11 protein-coding genes and 2 tRNA genes are annotated in these 15,194 nt (G+C 69.3%); 10 read left to right on the forward strand and 3 right to left on the reverse strand.

Translation table 11 applies throughout. The features are described from left to right. The 5 genes from dnaA to AB3M34_RS00025 all read left to right on the forward strand — a co-directional run bounded on the left by dnaA (nt 1) and on the right by AB3M34_RS00025 (nt 5,967). Nucleotides 1-1,638: a chromosomal replication initiator protein DnaA gene (dnaA, locus tag AB3M34_RS00005; RefSeq protein WP_370617029.1), complete on the forward strand. Its 1,638-nt coding sequence runs from the start codon at nt 1-3 to the stop codon at nt 1,636-1,638. Between the two features lie 489 nt (nt 1,639-2,127). Next, nucleotides 2,128-3,270, forward strand: coding sequence for a DNA polymerase III subunit beta (dnaN, locus tag AB3M34_RS00010; RefSeq protein WP_370617030.1), 1,143 nt, complete (start codon nt 2,128-2,130; stop codon nt 3,268-3,270). Between the two features lie 70 nt (nt 3,271-3,340). Beyond that, on the forward strand, nt 3,341-4,216 hold the full coding sequence (gene gnd, locus AB3M34_RS00015; protein WP_370617031.1) for a phosphogluconate dehydrogenase (NAD(+)-dependent, decarboxylating): 876 nt from the start codon (nt 3,341-3,343) through the stop codon (nt 4,214-4,216). Nucleotides 4,217-4,226: 10 nt separating this feature from the next. Then, complete coding sequence (recF, locus tag AB3M34_RS00020) at nt 4,227-5,372, forward strand: DNA replication/repair protein RecF (protein ID WP_370617032.1); 1,146 nt, start codon at nt 4,227-4,229, stop codon at nt 5,370-5,372. Next, complete coding sequence (locus tag AB3M34_RS00025) at nt 5,365-5,967, forward strand: DUF721 domain-containing protein (protein WP_370617033.1); 603 nt, start codon at nt 5,365-5,367, stop codon at nt 5,965-5,967. The genes recF and AB3M34_RS00025 overlap by 8 nt, the downstream gene beginning before the upstream one ends. 14 nt (nt 5,968-5,981) lie before the next feature. Here the strand turns inward: AB3M34_RS00025 and AB3M34_RS00030 are convergent, their stop codons facing one another. After that, nucleotides 5,982-6,833, reverse strand: a complete 852-nt coding sequence (locus tag AB3M34_RS00030; RefSeq protein ID WP_370617034.1) for a phosphatase PAP2 family protein — start codon at nt 6,831-6,833, stop codon at nt 5,982-5,984. A gap of 343 nt (nt 6,834-7,176) precedes the next feature. Here AB3M34_RS00030 and gyrB point away from each other — a divergent pair, with 343 nt between their 5' ends. The 5 genes from gyrB (at nt 7,177) to AB3M34_RS00055 (ending at nt 13,502) form a co-directional block, all read left to right on the forward strand. Beyond that, nucleotides 7,177-9,240 (forward strand): DNA topoisomerase (ATP-hydrolyzing) subunit B, encoded by a 2,064-nt coding sequence (gene gyrB, locus AB3M34_RS00035; RefSeq protein WP_370617035.1) that lies wholly within the window; start codon nt 7,177-7,179, stop codon nt 9,238-9,240. A 152-nt stretch (nt 9,241-9,392) separates the two neighbouring features. Continuing rightward, the gene (gyrA, locus tag AB3M34_RS00040) at nt 9,393-11,945 is read left to right on the forward strand and encodes a DNA gyrase subunit A (protein WP_370620099.1); all 2,553 of its coding nucleotides are present in this window, start codon (nt 9,393-9,395) and stop codon (nt 11,943-11,945) included. Continuing rightward, a complete protein-coding gene (locus AB3M34_RS00045; protein WP_370617036.1) occupies nt 11,942-13,087 on the forward strand; it encodes a DUF3566 domain-containing protein in 1,146 nt (381 codons plus the stop codon). Before gyrA ends, AB3M34_RS00045 begins: the two co-directional genes overlap by 4 nt. A gap of 88 nt (nt 13,088-13,175) precedes the next feature. Then, nucleotides 13,176-13,250, forward strand: a tRNA-Ile gene (locus AB3M34_RS00050). Between the two features lie 179 nt (nt 13,251-13,429). Further along, nucleotides 13,430-13,502 (forward strand) — tRNA-Ala (locus AB3M34_RS00055). A gap of 68 nt (nt 13,503-13,570) precedes the next feature. On the opposite strand, the gene AB3M34_RS00060 is transcribed toward AB3M34_RS00055, so the two are convergent. Further along, nucleotides 13,571-14,326 carry a glutamine amidotransferase gene (locus tag AB3M34_RS00060; RefSeq protein WP_370617037.1) on the reverse strand — a complete coding sequence of 252 codons (756 nt, stop codon included), beginning with the start codon at nt 14,324-14,326 and terminating at the stop codon, nt 13,571-13,573. 90 nt (nt 14,327-14,416) lie between these two features. Then, nucleotides 14,417-15,193, reverse strand: coding sequence for an SGNH/GDSL hydrolase family protein (locus AB3M34_RS00065; RefSeq protein ID WP_370617038.1), 777 nt, complete (start codon nt 15,191-15,193; stop codon nt 14,417-14,419). Nucleotide 15,194: the final 1 nt, after the last annotated feature.

Genomic DNA, 15,194 nt, shown 5'->3' on the forward strand with positions numbered 1-15,194 from the left:
ATGGACGACCAGCTGACGCCACCCAGCAACCGGCAGGAGCCCGAGCCTCAATCGAGTGACACAGGCGACGCCGAGGCGTTGCGCAGCCGGTGGAACGCGATCACGGAGGTGCTGCCCGTCACCACCCGAGCGTGGGTCACCAGCTCCGTCCCGATCACGCTGCACGAGAACACGCTGCTCGTGGGAGTCCCCAACGACTTCACGCGGACCCAGATGGAAGCGCGCCTGCGCCCCCAGCTCGAGCGCGCACTCTCGGACTCGTTCGGGCGGGAGATCCGCATCGCCGTCACCGTCGACCCCGACGTGCTTCCAGCGTCGCAGCCGCAGGACGACGAAGAAATCGTCTTGTCGACAAAGCGCGAAAGTGACATCGATCGGCTGGGTGAGCCGGTCCAGCGGGAGGCGTACGAGCCGACGCCGGCTCCCCGCATCCCCGAGGCCACGGACCCCGCCGCGCAGTCCCTCTCGCAGCCGGCGCCGCACGTCTCGCCGCACCGCCAGCTTGCGGATCCGGAGCCGTCGCTGCTCGAGGACTCGACCCCGGCCTTCGTCCCGACCACCAGCCAGGCCCGCCCCCCGCAGCACGTGCGCGCGGCGGAGACGCGTCTCAACCCGCGCTACCACTTCGAGAACTTCGTGATCGGATCGTCCAACCGCTTCGCGCACGCAGCCGCCGTCGCCGTCGCCGAGGCCCCCGGCAGGGCCTACAACCCGCTGATGATCTACGGCGAGTCGGGCCTCGGCAAGACGCACCTCCTCCACGCGATCGGCCACTACGTGCGCAGCCTCTACGCGAACGCACGTGTGCGCTACGTCAGCACCGAGGAGTTCACCAACGACTTCATCAACGCGATCCGCGACGACAAGATGCCGGCACTGCAGCGTCGGTACCGCGACACCGACGTCCTCCTCATCGACGACATCCAGTTCCTCGAAGGGAAGATCCAGACCCAGGAGGAGTTCTTCCACACGTTCAACACGCTCCACGGGTCGAACAAGCAGATCGTCATCACGTCGGACCGCCCGCCACGAGGGCTGGAGTCGCTCGAGGACCGCCTTCGGAGCCGGTTCGAATGGGGGCTCACCACCGATGTCCAGCCGCCGGACCTCGAGACACGCATCGCGATCCTCAGCAAAAAGGCTGAGATCGAGAAGCTGACGGTGCCGCCCGAGGTCCTCGAGTTCATCGCCAGCCGCATCCAGACCAACATCCGCGAGCTCGAGGGCGCCCTCATCCGTGCCACCGCGTTCGCCAGCCTCAACCACCAGGCCGTCGACCTGCCACTGGCAGAGATCGTCCTCAAGGACCTCATCCCCGAGGGCGGCGAACCCGAGATCACAGCGGGGCTGATCATCGCTCAGACGGCCTCCTACCTGGAGTACTCGATCGAGGAGATCTGCGGCGCGAGCCGGTCCCGCGGCCTCGTGCAGGCGCGGCAGATCGCGATGTACCTGTGCCGGGAGCTCACCGAGCTGTCCCTGCCCAAGATCGGGCAGCACTTCGGCGGGCGAGACCACACCACCGTCATGCATGCCGACCGCAAGATCCGCACACTGATGGCCGAACGCCGCGTGGTCTTCAACCACGTCACCGAGCTCACCAACCGCATCAAGCAGCAGGCGCGCCAGGCCGGCTGAGGCTCGTCAGACTCCGCGAGAGCGTTCACCATCGCTGCGCGAACGACCCGATGGGGCCGGTACGACACCCGTACCGGCCCCATTTTCTTGTCTTTCTGAACTACCCACACCTGGGGATACACCTGGGGATAACGGCACGACTTCATGCACAGGGCTGCTCACAACGGTGCACGCCCTGGGGAGGCCGGTCTCGTCGTCCACCGGTCCACACAGCCACGCGCTGCGTCGTCCACATCGTTCGCGCAGGCAAAAAGCCGCCCTGACCTGGAAGGACAACAGTTATCCACGTCGTGCACAGGACCTACTCCTATGGTGAGAACATCAATCTCTCGAGATTCGTTCGAAGTCATCCACAGGCCGAACCTGGGGATGACGAATGACAAGATCCCTGAGTGGTCGCCGGAGCCGCAGCCGTGGCAGGATTCCAGGAAACATGTCATTCCCTCGGCCGAGTCGTGGCCGGGACCACCCGTCCGGAGGCACATCGCTGTGAAGTTCCGCATCGACCGCGACGCCTTGGCCGACGCAGTCGCCTGGACGGCTCGGAGCCTGCCGACCCGCCCGACCGTCCCCGTGCTCGCCGGCCTGATGGTCGAGAGCACCGACGCCGGCATCGCCCTCTCGGGCTTCGACTACGAGACCTCGGCCCGCTCCACCGTCGACGCCGACGTCGCCGACGACGGGCGCGCTCTCGTCTCGGGCCGACTCCTCGCCGACATCTGCAAGTCGCTCCCGGCTCGACCGGTCGACGTCTCCGTGGACGGCACCAAGGTCTCTCTGGTGTGCGGGAGCAGCCGGTTCAGCCTCCAGACCATGCCGGTCGAGGACTACCCGCAGCTCCCGACGATGCCGACGTCGTCCGGCACCGTGAGCTCCGACGACTTCGCCACGGCCGTGGCCCAGGCCGTCGCCGCTGCGGGCCGCGACGACGTGCTCCAGCTCCTGACCGGCGTCCGGATCGAGCTCGAGGGCTCGACGATCTCGCTGCTCGCCACCGACCGCTTCCGGGCCAGCCTGCGTGAGCTGTCGTGGTTCCCCGAGTCGCCAGACGCCTCCGCGACGGCGGTCGTGCCGGCCAAGACCCTGTCCGACATCGCCAAGTCGTTCACCGCGGGCGGAGAGCTGACGATGGCCGTGGCCACGGGCGATCAGGGTCCGGGACTCATCGGCTTCGAAGGCTCGACGTCCTCCGGGACGCGCCGCACGACGACGCGGATGCTGGAGGGCGAGTTCCCGAAGGTGCGTCAGCTGTTCGCCGCCAACGCGCTCACCGTCGCCTACGTCGACCGCCAGGAGCTCATCGACGCGGTGCGTCGAGTCTCACTGGTCGCCGAGCGCAACACTCCGGTCCGCCTCACGTTCTCCGACGGTCAGGTCCTGCTCGAGTCGGGCAGCGGCGACGACGCCCAGGCGCAGGAGACGCTCGAGGCGCGCGTCGACGGTGACGACATCGTCGTCGGCTTCAACCCGACGTTCCTCCTCGAGGGCCTCCAAGTCATGACGGAGCCGGCCGTCCACCTGTCGTTCACGCAGGCGAGCCGCCCGGCGACGCTGGCCGGCGTCCAGGAGCTCGGCGGCGAGCCCAACACGTCCTTCCGGTACCTCATCATGCCGATGCGGCTGCCGGGCTGACCTCCCCCACAGCACCCGCACGTCCTGAGCGTGCAGCCTCGAGGACCCGTACCCAGCACGAAGGAGAGCCATGGACATCGGACTGATCGGTCTGGGCAAGATGGGCGGCAACATGCGCGAGCGCATGCGCCGAGCCGGCATCACCGTCGTCGGGTACGACCGCAACCCGGACCTCGCCGACGTCGCGTCCCTCGGAGCACTCGTCGAGGCGCTCCCCTCGCCGAAGGTCCTCTGGGTGATGGTCCCTGCTGGTGACCCGACCCACGAGACCATCGCGCAGCTCCGTGACCTGCTCGGGCAAGGCGACGTCGTGGTCGACGGAGGCAACTCCCGGTGGACCGACGACCTCCGGCACGCCGGCGAGCTCTCCGAGAAGGGCATCGGGTTCGTCGACTGCGGCGTGAGCGGTGGCGTCTGGGGCCTGACCGAGGGTTACGCCCTCATGGTCGGCGGTGCCCCCGACGACATCGCCAAGGTGCAGCCGGCCTTCGACGCGCTCCGTCCGAGCCCCACGACCGGGTTCGTCCGCGCGGGCAGCGTAGGCGCGGGGCACTTCTCCAAGATGGTCCACAACGGCATCGAGTACGCGATGATGCAGGCGTACGCCGAGGGCTACGAGCTCCTCGAGAAGGTCGACCTGGTCGACGACGTCACCGAGGTGTTCGGCTCGTGGCGCGAGGGCACCGTCGTACGCTCCTGGCTGCTCGACCTGCTGGTCAAGGCGCTCGAGGAGGACCCTGGCCTCGCGAAGATCCGCGGCTACGCGGAGGACTCGGGCGAGGGCCGGTGGACGGTCGAGGCGGCGATCGACAACGCCGTGCCGACGCCCGCGATCGCCGCGTCCCTCTTCGCGCGGTTCTCGTCGCGACAGGACGACTCGCCTGCGATGAAGGCGATCGCCGCGATGCGCAACCAGTTCGGCGGCCACGCGGTGAAGTCGGAGTAGCCAGAGGATCGTGCACGTCACCCACCTCTCGCTCCACGACTTCCGTTCCTATCCCGAACTCGAGCTCGCCCTCGAACCAGGAGCCAGTGCCTTCATCGGCGCCAACGGTCAGGGCAAGACCAACCTGGTCGAGGCGATCGACTACCTCGCGACCCTGGGATCGCACCGTGTCGCCGCCGACGCACCCCTGGTCCGAGTGGGAGCCGAGCGTGCGGTCGTACGTGCGTCGGTCGAGCGAGGCGACCGCGCGGCGCTGCTGGAGATCGAGATCACGCCGGGCCGGTCCAACCGGGCGCGGGTCAACCGCGGCCCGCTCCCCCGCCCGCGCGACCTGCTCGGATGGCTGAGGTCGGTGGTCTTCTCTCCCGAGGATCTTCGCCTCGTCAAGGGTGACCCGAGCGACCGGCGTCACTTCCTCGACGCCCTCCTGGTCCTGCGCTCACCACGGTTCGCCGGTGTGCGCGCCGACTACGACCGCGCGCTGCGACAGCGCAACTCGCTGCTCAAGACCGCACGGCAGGCCGGACGCGGGGGCGGCGCGCTCGACACGCTCGACGTCTGGGACGGCCAGCTCGCGACCTTCGGCGGCGAGCTTCTTGCGGCCCGTCTCGCCCTGCTCGACGAGCTCGGTCCCTACCTCGCCGAGGCGTACCGTGACGTCGCCGCGTCGGCGGCCGCCGAGCGCATCGCCGCGGTGGCGACGTACAAGCCGTCGTTCGCGCATCCCGACACGCGCGACCGCGACGTCCTCCGCGAGGCGATGGCCGCCGAGATGCGAGAGCGCCGACGTGACGAGATCGACCGGGGGATCAGCCTCGTCGGCCCCCACCGTGACGAGGTCGTGCTCTCTCTCGGGGACCTCCCGGCGAAGGGGTACGCGAGCCACGGCGAGTCGTGGTCGTTCGCGCTCGCACTGCGCCTGGCGTCGTACGACCTCTTGCGCGCCGACGGCGACGACCCGATCCTGATCCTGGACGACGTGTTCGCCGAGCTCGACCGTGACCGGCGATCGCACCTGGCCGCGCGGGTGACCGACGCGGAGCAGGTGCTCGTGACGGCCGCGGTCGCCGAGGACGTGCCCGCAGGGCTTCGCGGGCGGCGGTACGACGTCGGTGCCGGCACGGCGACGCGCGCGGAGGAGGCGACAGATGCCTGAGGACCAGGCGCAGCCGGACGACGGCACGGCCGACCCCGACCGCGCGGCCTCGGCCGAGCGCGGCGACGTGCCCGAGCCGGGCAGTGCCGAGCCGGAGCACCGCTCGGACGGCATCGAGCTCGCGCGCAGCATCGCCCGCTCCTACCGCGGCATCGGCCCGGCAGCCCCGCGTGGCGGGAAGGGCCGCCCGCGTCGCAGGAAGCGGACCACGCCCAGTGCGTCGGGCGCACACCCGGACGACCGGGATCCGCAGCTGCTCGAGTCGACGCTCGACCGCCTGGTCAGCGAGCACGGGTGGGACACGGAGGTCGCCGTGCACGGGCTGTTCGGCCGGTGGGCCGAGATCGTCGGCTCCGACATCGCCGAGCACTGCCGACCGGAGGCGTACGACGACGGACAGCTCACCGTGCTCGCCGACTCGACGGCGTGGGCGACCCAGCTCCGGCTGCTCGCACCCACCGTCGTCGGCCGGCTCAACGAGCGCCTCGGGGACGGTACGGTCACGCGGATCAACGTCCGCGGTCCCCAAGGACCGACCTGGGCGAAGGGTGCGTTGCGAGTCCGCGGACGCGGCCCCCGAGACACCTACGGGTGAGCAGGCGCCGCGCGTCAGCGCGCGAAGACCGACGACAGCCTGTCGAACACCGCGACCGACAGCGCGGTCGCGAAGCCGAGCATGGCCATGACTCCTGCGGCGGGTCCGAGTCCTGACCAGCCGCCGTCGGGTCGTACGCCGATGACGAGGAGTGCGGCGCCCGCGGCGGCAGCACCGAGGAGCGCGAGGCCGAGCGAGCCGAGGAACGTGCCTGCAGGGGGGCCGCCGCGTCGGGACGCGAGGACGAGAACGACCGCGGCACCCCAGAGGAGACCGACGGCGAGCGCGGCCAGGACGTCGGCCGGCCGGTGCCAGCCGGCGACGACGGTCGAGACGCCTGTCAGGACGACGACGGCCGAACCTGCCATGACCACCAGCCAGCGGAGCGCGACCGGTGCGACGAGGAGTGCTGCGAGGACGAGGGAGATCGCTGCGGTGGTGTGACCGCTCGGGAGGCTGTTGACGTGCCACCCGTAGCTGTAGTCCGGGCGGTCGAGGATGGCGCGCTTGAGGAGCTGCGTCGTCACGTTGGCGCCGACGAGCAGGGCGACGGCACCGAGCGCCGCGGCAAAACGGCGGCGGATGACAGCCATCGCGACCAGCACGGCCATGGCGGCAGCCATCGTGCCGATCGACAGGTAGCCGAGGACCGACAGAAGGTGCTCGAGCGCCTCGCGCCGGGCGTACACCGCCTCCATGGCGGACTGGTCGAGGCGCTGGCCCGCACGCGTCTCCAGCAGGTAGGAGACCACGAGGTAGAGGCTCGTGCCCGAGACCACGAGCAGCCCGAGGGCAGCAGCGATGGTCCGCCCGCGTCCAGGGGTGCGCGACGCGGACGGCGCGGGCGCGACCGTCGATGGTGCCATGCCATCTACCTTGCCGCATCACGCAACTTCGTCCGAGAGCCGCATCCCGAGAGCGGGTCTGTGTGAGGGCCTGTGTGCGGTCCTCGGCGGACCAGGGGCGCATACAGGGCATCGGTCGACGGGTCCCAGGCGACCACAGACGCCCTCTGTGGCCTCTCACAACCCTCCTCGCCTGGCTGCCGCCCCCAGTCCAGCGAGGAGGATGCCTGTAGAAGGGCCTCAACCGGCTACACTGGATCAGTCGCGTCCCGACCGCGCTCGCCCCGGCAGCGAGCCGCCAAGGTCGGGACGTCTGCGAGTTCCGTGAACGCTGTGCCGACGACCACAAGGAGGCCACCCGGCTGTGAGCGAGTCGATCCCCACCCCAGAGACCGGCCCCGCACCTTCGGGATCTTCCTACGACGCCGGGGACATCCAGGTCCTCGAGGGTCTGGACGCCGTTCGCAAGCGCCCCGGCATGTACATCGGCTCCACCGGTGAGCGTGGACTCCACCACCTGGTCCAGGAGGTCGTCGACAACTCCGTCGACGAGGCGATGGGCGGCTACTGCGATCTCATCGAGGTGACGCTCCTGGCCGACGGCGGCGTGAAGGTCGTCGACGACGGCCGAGGCATCCCGGTGAAGGAGCACCCCGTGGAGAAGATCCCCACGGTGACGCTGGTCCTGACCTCGCTGCACGCCGGCGGCAAGTTCGGCGGCGGCGGATACAAGGTGTCGGGTGGTCTGCACGGCGTCGGCGTCTCCGTGGTGAACGCGCTGTCGACCAAGCTGTTCGTCGAGGTCCGGCGCGACGGCTACGTCTGGCGCCAGTCCTTCACGTACGGCGTCCCGGACGCGCCGCTGGAGCGGGGCGAGGAGTCGACCGAGACCGGCACGATCATCACGTTCTACGCCAGCGACGACATCTTCGAGACCACCACGTACTCGTTCGAGACCCTCGCCACCCGTTTCCGTGAGATGGCGTTCCTCAACAAGGGCCTCGAGATCCGTGTCCGCGACGAGCGACCGTCGGCGGGCGAGGTGGCCGACGCCCTGCAGAGCGCGGAGGCCTCGCAGGACATCACCGCCGACGACAGTGCCATCGGTGGCACCGCCGAGGGTGCGATGGAGCGCCGCTTCAAGTACGACGACGGTCTGATCGACTACGTCCACCACATCAACACGGGCAACCGCACCCCCCTGAACCGCGACGTGATCGCGTTCGAGTCGCACAACCCCGACGCGGGCCTCGGTCTCGAGATCGCGATGCAGTGGAACACCTCGTTCACCGAGTCGGTCCACACGTTCGCCAACGCGATCAACACCCACGAGGGCGGCACCCACGAAGAGGGCTTCCGCTCGGCGTTGACCTACACGGTCAACAAGTTCGCCGAGGACCAGGGCCTGATCAAGAAGAAGGAGGACCGCCTCTCGGGTGACGACATCCGTGAGGGCCTGGCCGCCATCATCTCGATCAAGCTCGCCGAGCCGCAGTTCGAGGGACAGACCAAGACCAAGCTCGGCAACACCGAGGCCCGGTCCTACGTCCAGACGGTCACCAACGACCACCTCGGTGCGTGGTTCGAGCAGAACCCCGCCGAGGGAAAGATCATCGTCCGCAAGAGCATCGACGCGGCCACCGCCCGCATGGCCGCCCGCAAGGCGCGTGATCTCGCCCGCAACCGCAAGAGCCTCCTCGGCGGCGCCGGTCTCCCCGGCAAGCTCGCAGACTGCTCCTCGCGCAACCCGGAGGAGTGCGAGGTCTTCATCGTCGAGGGCAACTCCGCCGGCGGCTCCGCCAAGGGCGGGCGCGACCCCCGCATCCAGGCCATCCTTCCGCTGCGCGGCAAGATCCTCAACGTCGAGAAGGCCCGGATCGACAAGATCCTCCAGAACGCCGAGGTCCAGGCGATCATCTCCGCGCTCGGCACCGGTGTCACCGACGACTTCGACATCGACAAGCTGCGCTACCACAAGATCGTGCTGATGGCTGACGCCGACGTGGACGGCCAGCACATCTCGACGCTGCTGCTCACGCTGCTCTTCCGCTTCATGAAGCCGCTGATCGACGGCGGCTATGTCTATCTCGCCCAGCCGCCGCTGTTCAAGATCAAGTGGTCGAACACCGCCCCCGAGCTGGCCTACTCCGACCGCGAGCGCGATGCGCTGCTCGCCGCCGGCAAGGAAGCCGGCAAGCGCCTCCCCAAGGAAGCTCCGGTCCAGCGCTACAAGGGTCTGGGCGAGATGAACGACCACGAGCTCTGGGAGACCACGATGGACCCGGCGCAGCGGATCCTGCGTCAGGTCACCCTCGACGACGCCGCCAACGCCGACGAGATCTTCACCGTGCTAATGGGCGAGGACGTCGAACAGCGACGCGCGTTCATCCAGCGCAACGCGAAGGACGTGCGTTTCTTGGACATCTGAGAGGAGTGAGGCGGAGAGATGGGCGCGAGGAACGAGCGGCCATCCGGAGCCGAGCCCCGCAACAGGTGTCCACAACAAGCACAGTCATCGAGCACGAACTGACCCACACAGACTGACCCGTACGAAGGAAGCCTCTCGTGACCGAGACCCCCATGCCGCCGGAGCGGATCGAACGCGTCGAGCTGCAGACCGAGATGCAGCGGTCGTACATCGACTACGCGATGAGCGTCATCGTCGCCCGCGCGCTGCCCGACGTCCGCGACGGTCTGAAGCCGGTGCACCGCCGGGTGCTGTACGCGATGTACGACGGCGGCTACCGCCCCGACCGTGGCTTCAGCAAGTGCTCGCGCATCGTCGGTGACGTCATGGGTCAGTACCACCCGCACGGCGACACCGCGATCTACGACACCCTCGTACGCCTGGCGCAGCCGTGGGTGCTCCGCTACCCGATGGTGGCGGGCCAGGGCAACTTCGGTTCGCCGGGCAACGACGACGCCGCGGCGATGCGCTACACCGAGTGCCGACTCGCGCCGATCGCGATGGAGATGGTCCGCGACATCGACAAGGAGACCGTCGACTTCACGCCGAACTACGACGGCCGGTCGATGGAGCCGACGGTCCTGCCAGCACGCATCCCGAACCTTCTCGTCAACGGCTCGGCCGGCATCGCCGTCGGCATGGCGACCAACATCCCGCCGCACAACCTCCGCGAGGTGGCCGAGGGAGCGATCTGGGCGCTCGAGCACCCTGACGCGTCGCGCGAAGAGCTCCTCGACGCACTCATGGAGCGCATCAAGGGCCCCGACTTCCCCACCAATGCGATGATCGTCGGCACCAAGGGCATCGAGGACGTCTACCGGACCGGTCGTGGTTCGGTGCCGATGCGCGCCGTCGTCGACATCGAGGAGGACTCGAAGGGCAAGATCCAGCTCGTCGTCAAGGAGCTGCCCTACCAGGTCAACCCCGACAACCTGCTGACCAAGATCGCCGACCTGGTCAACTCGGGTCGTGTCCAGGGCATCTCGGACGTCCGTGACGAGTCGAGCTCGCGCGTCGGACGCCGCCTGGTCGTCGAGCTCCGCCGCGACGCGATCGCGCGAGTCGTGCTCAACAACCTCTACAAGCACACCGAGCTGCAGTCCAACTTCTCGGCCAACATGCTCGCGCTCGTCGACGAGGTGCCCCGCACCCTGACGCTCGACCAGTTCATCACCAACTGGATCGAGCACCAGGTCGAGGTCATCCGGCGTCGCACCGAGTACCTCCTCCGCAAGGCCGAGGAGCGCGCCCACGTGCTGCGCGGACTCGTCAAGGCGCTCGACATGCTCGACGAGGTCATCGCGCTCATCCGAGCGAGCCAGACGACCGAGGATGCGAGCGACGGGCTGATCCGCCTGCTCGAGATCGACGAGATCCAGGCTCGCGCCATCCTCGACATGCAGCTGCGTCGCCTTGCCGCGCTCGAGCGCCAGAAGATCATCGACGAGCTCGCCGAGATCGAGTCCGAGATCGCCGACTACAAGGACATCCTCGCCAACGTCACGCGCCAGCGTTCGATCGTGGCCGAGGAGCTCACCACGATCGTCGAGAAGTACGGCGACGACCGCCGTACGCGCATCATCCCCGCCGACGGCGACCTGTCGATGGAGGATCTGATCCCCGACGAGGACGTCGTCGTCACGATCACCCGCGGCGGCTACGTCAAGCGCACCAAGACCGACCTCTACCGCGTGCAGAAGCGCGGCGGCAAGGGCGTCCGCGGTGCCACGCTGCGCGGTGACGACATCGTCGACCACCTGTTCGCGACGACGACCCACCAGTGGATCCTCTTCTTCACCACCGCCGGCCGCGTCTACCGCGCCAAGGCGTACCAGCTGCCCGAGGCAGGCCGAGACGCCAAGGGCGGGCACGTCGCCGGTCTTCTCCAGTTCCAGCCGGACGAGCGCATCGCCCAGGTGCTGGCGATCCGCGACTACTTCCAGTCGCCGTACCTGGTCCTCGCGACCAAGCACGGCCTCGTCAAGAAGACGCGGCTCGCCGACTACAACAGCCCGCGCCAGGCCGGCGTGATCGCCATCAACTTCCGCGACCCCGACGACGAGCTGGTCGGCGCCGAGCTCGTGAGCCCGGACGACGACCTGGTGCTCTTCTCCCGCCGGGCGCAGTCGATCCGATTCACGGCGGACGACGACGCGCTGCGTCCGATGGGCCGGGCCACGTCCGGCGTCACCGGCATGAAGTTCCGCGAGACCGACGAGCTGCTCTCGATGGCCGTGATCCAGCCGGGGACGCACGAGGACGAGCAGTTCGTCTTCACCGCCACCAACGGCGGGTACGCCAAGAAGACCCCAGTCGGGCAGTACCGGGTCCAGGGACGCGGCGGTCTCGGCATCAAGGCCATGAAGCTCCAGGACGAGCGCGGATCGCTTGTCGGGGCCATGGTCGTCGACGACGAGGACGAGATCATCGCGATCAAGGCGAGCGGCCAGGTCACCCGGTCCCGCGTCGCCGACGTGACTTTTACCGGCCGTGACACGATGGGCGTCAAGTTCGTCGGCGTGAAGGGGGACGACGAAGTGGTCGCCCTTGCGCGGAATGAAGAGAACTCGACACTGTTGGATACTGTCGACGAGTCCGACGCCGAGGAGACGGTCGAGGCAACGGAGCCCGAGACCAACGCCCCCGACGCCCAGGAGGAAGCATGACGGACCGCAAGCCGAACCCCTCGGCTCCCGAGCGGCCGCGGCAGAGCGCGCCCGACAGCAGCGCCACCAACGGTGGCCAGCGTCGACCCGCTCAGCCCACGCCAGGGAGCCTGAACGGGGGTCGTCCGGCGCAGCGGCCTTCGAGCCCTCCTGCCCCGCCGACGCCGTCGGCGTCCCCGGCAGGGTCGAACGGCCGACCGCAGCAGGCTCCGCCCCCGGCGGCCCCGGAACGGCCCGCACCGACTGCAACGCCGTCTGCTCCTCAGCCGCCGCAGCAGCCCGCTCCACGTTCGGCCCAGCCCGCCCCGCCGCAGGGACAGGGCCGCACCGGTGCGCCGAGTGCTGCGCCTGCGCAGCGGCCCGGTGGCCCGGCTCAGCAGCAGACGGCGCCCCCGCAGCAGCCGAAGCCCGCGCAGCCGAACCCGGCCAAGCCGGCCCAGGCCCCTGCACAGCAGGGCCAGCCGTCCGCGCCGGCGCCCGACTCGCGTCAGAAGCCCGCCGTGCAGGCAGGCGCTGCCGCGGCGGCAGCCTCCGCTGGCGCCGTCGCCGCCCGCAAGGGTGACGAGTCGACCTCAGCGACGCCGAAGGCCCCCGTCCAGACCGCCGGATCGATCGCCGAGGCCGAGGCCAAGGCCTCCGAGGCCACGACGGTGAGCCAGCCCGTCGTGTCGGTGCCGACCGTGGCCCCGGCCGAGCAGGCCCGCACCGGCAAGCAGCGCCGGCCCAAGCCGTACGACGAGGCTCCGACCCAGAAGAAGGCCCCCGCCAAGGGCACGACCCGGAAGGCACGCCTGCGTGTCCACCGCGTCGATCCCTGGTCCGTGATGAAGATGTCGTTCGCGTTGGCGATCGCCCTCGGGATCGTCACGGTCGTCGCCGTCACGCTCGTGTGGGCGGTCCTCGGCGCCGCCGGCGTCTGGGACGCGATCAACTCGACCGTGGCGACGGTCCTCAACGACAACGCTGACGCGTTCGACATCGGCGAGTACGTCGGGTTCGGCCGCATCATCGGTCTGACCATCGTCATCGCGGCCATCGATGTCATCCTCATCACTGCGCTGGCCACCGTCGGAGCCTTCCTCTACAACCTCGCGGCCCAGCTCCTCGGTGGTTTCGAGGTCACCCTCGCCGAGGACGAGTGACACGTCACCTGGTGCTGCCCGACCCCGATTTGGGCGGGCGCCCGAGCACCAGGTAAAGTCTCCGACGGTTCACCGCATCGGAGACCGAGGGCCTATAGCTCAGCTTGGTTAGAGCGCTTCCCTGATAAGGAAGAGGTCACAGGTTCAAGTCCTGTTAGGCCCACTCGACCCCCACCTAGAGGAGTGTCAGATGAAGAAGCTCGTGATCGCCGCTGTCGCCGCTGCTGGTCTCTTCGTGGTGGTGAACCGGAAGAAGAAGGCCGGGAGCACTGCTCAGCCGTGGGCAGACACGACCGACAAGGTCTGACTGACCGCCAGGCGCACCTTGCGCCGGCGCCGTCCGGGGCTGTGGCGCAATTGGTAGCGCACCTGCTTTGCAAGCAGGGGGTTAGGGGTTCGAGTCCCCTCAGCTCCACCGAAGACGCATGACGAACACCCTTGGCCGATGGCCGAGGGTGTTCGTCGTCTCGCGGCCGGGTGGGCTCACGGCACCGCGCGTCGAGCTCGCGAACCTCGGGCCACGGCCACGAAGCGCTGCACGACGCTCGTCGGGTGGACGACGACGCTGGCACGCGCCATCGCGTGGAGCGCATCGTGCTCAGGAGGGTCGTAGTAGCCGTGGTGGCGATAGGTCGTGATCCGGGTGCACAGGCCGTCGACGTCGAGCTCGGGATGGAACTGCGTCGCGTAGACGTTCCGCCCGACCCGGAACGCCTGCACGGGACATCCTGGGGACGAGGCCAGAACGACCGCAGTCCTCGGGAGCACACTGATCGCCTCCTTGTGGCCGACGAAGGCGTCGAACGTGTCCGGGAGCGCTGAGAACACCGGGTCCTCGCGACCGGCCGTGGTCAGGGTCACCGGCACGCAGCCGATCGGTTCGGCGAACGTCCGGTCGACGGTCGCGCCCTGGTGCGTCCCCACGACACCGATGCCGTAGCACGCGCCGAGGAACGGGATGTCCTGCGCGACGACGACGTCGAGCAGGTCGGCGAGCTCGCGCTCGACGCGGCTCTGCACGGCGGACTTGGCATCCTCGGGATCGCTCGCGTTGAACGGACCGCCTCCGAGGACGATGCCCGCGTAGTCGTCGAGCGCGAGCGCGCCCAGCGGGGCTGCTTCCATCCGGACGCGCCGCAGCGATGCTTCGCTGAGCCCGCCGAAGCGCAGGAAGGCGGCGTACTCCTCGTCCGCGGCATCGTCGTCCTCACGGATGCTCAGAAGCAGGAGCGGTTTCACACCGCCGACGGTACGGGGTGCCGTTGGGCTGTGCCGACCTGCTGCCCCTCGTCACGCTCGTCCGTACGGGACAGCACTGCCTCGTAGTCTTCAGCCGACCACGACCGGCTCGAGCTGCGGGCGCTTCGGCGTACGACCGTCGCCTGACGACCGACCGGTGATCCGTCGCCCGAGCCACGGTCCGAGATGGTTGCGGGACCACGCCACCTCGGTGGCGACCCTGGTCCGGACCGAACGCCGCGACGGCGGCGGCAACGGATCGCGCCACGTCTCGCCGGCACCCGGCAGCCCTGCCGCCGACGCCATCGCGTGGGCGAGGAGGTCGTGGCCGTCAGGGTTGAGATGGAGCCGGTCGTCCGCCCAGACGCGCGGATCGCCCGCCGCCGGCACCGCCCCGATGTCGAGGAGCGTCGCGCCGTAGCGGGCGGCGATCGTACGGAACCCGCGGTTGAGGGCGATCACCCGGCCGGAGATCGCCCGCCCGATCGGCGTGACGGCAGAGAGGTCGGGGAACGTCATCACCAGGACCGCGGATCCCTGCCTCCGCAGGGCGCCGACCATGGCGTCGACGTCGGTGAGGATGCGGTCGGCGGAGAACGTCGGCCGGATCAGGTCGTTCATGGCGACGACCAGGCTGGCGAGGTCGGGACGCAGGGCGAGTGCAGGCGCGAGCTGCTCCGCGCGCACCTCGGCCGTCACCTTGCCGCGTACGGCGAGGTTGGCGTAGCCGACTGTCCGGTCCGCCTCCGACAGCAGCACCGCGAAACGGTCGGCCCAGCCGCGCGGCGAACCGTCGGCGTACGGCTCGTCGCCGACGCCCTCCGTGGTGCTGTCACCGAGTGCCACGAAGCGTCGATAGGTTGCCATG

Source organism: Mumia sp. Pv4-285 (assembly GCF_041320275.1).
Lineage (GTDB): Bacteria > Actinomycetota > Actinomycetes > Propionibacteriales > Nocardioidaceae > Mumia > Mumia qirimensis.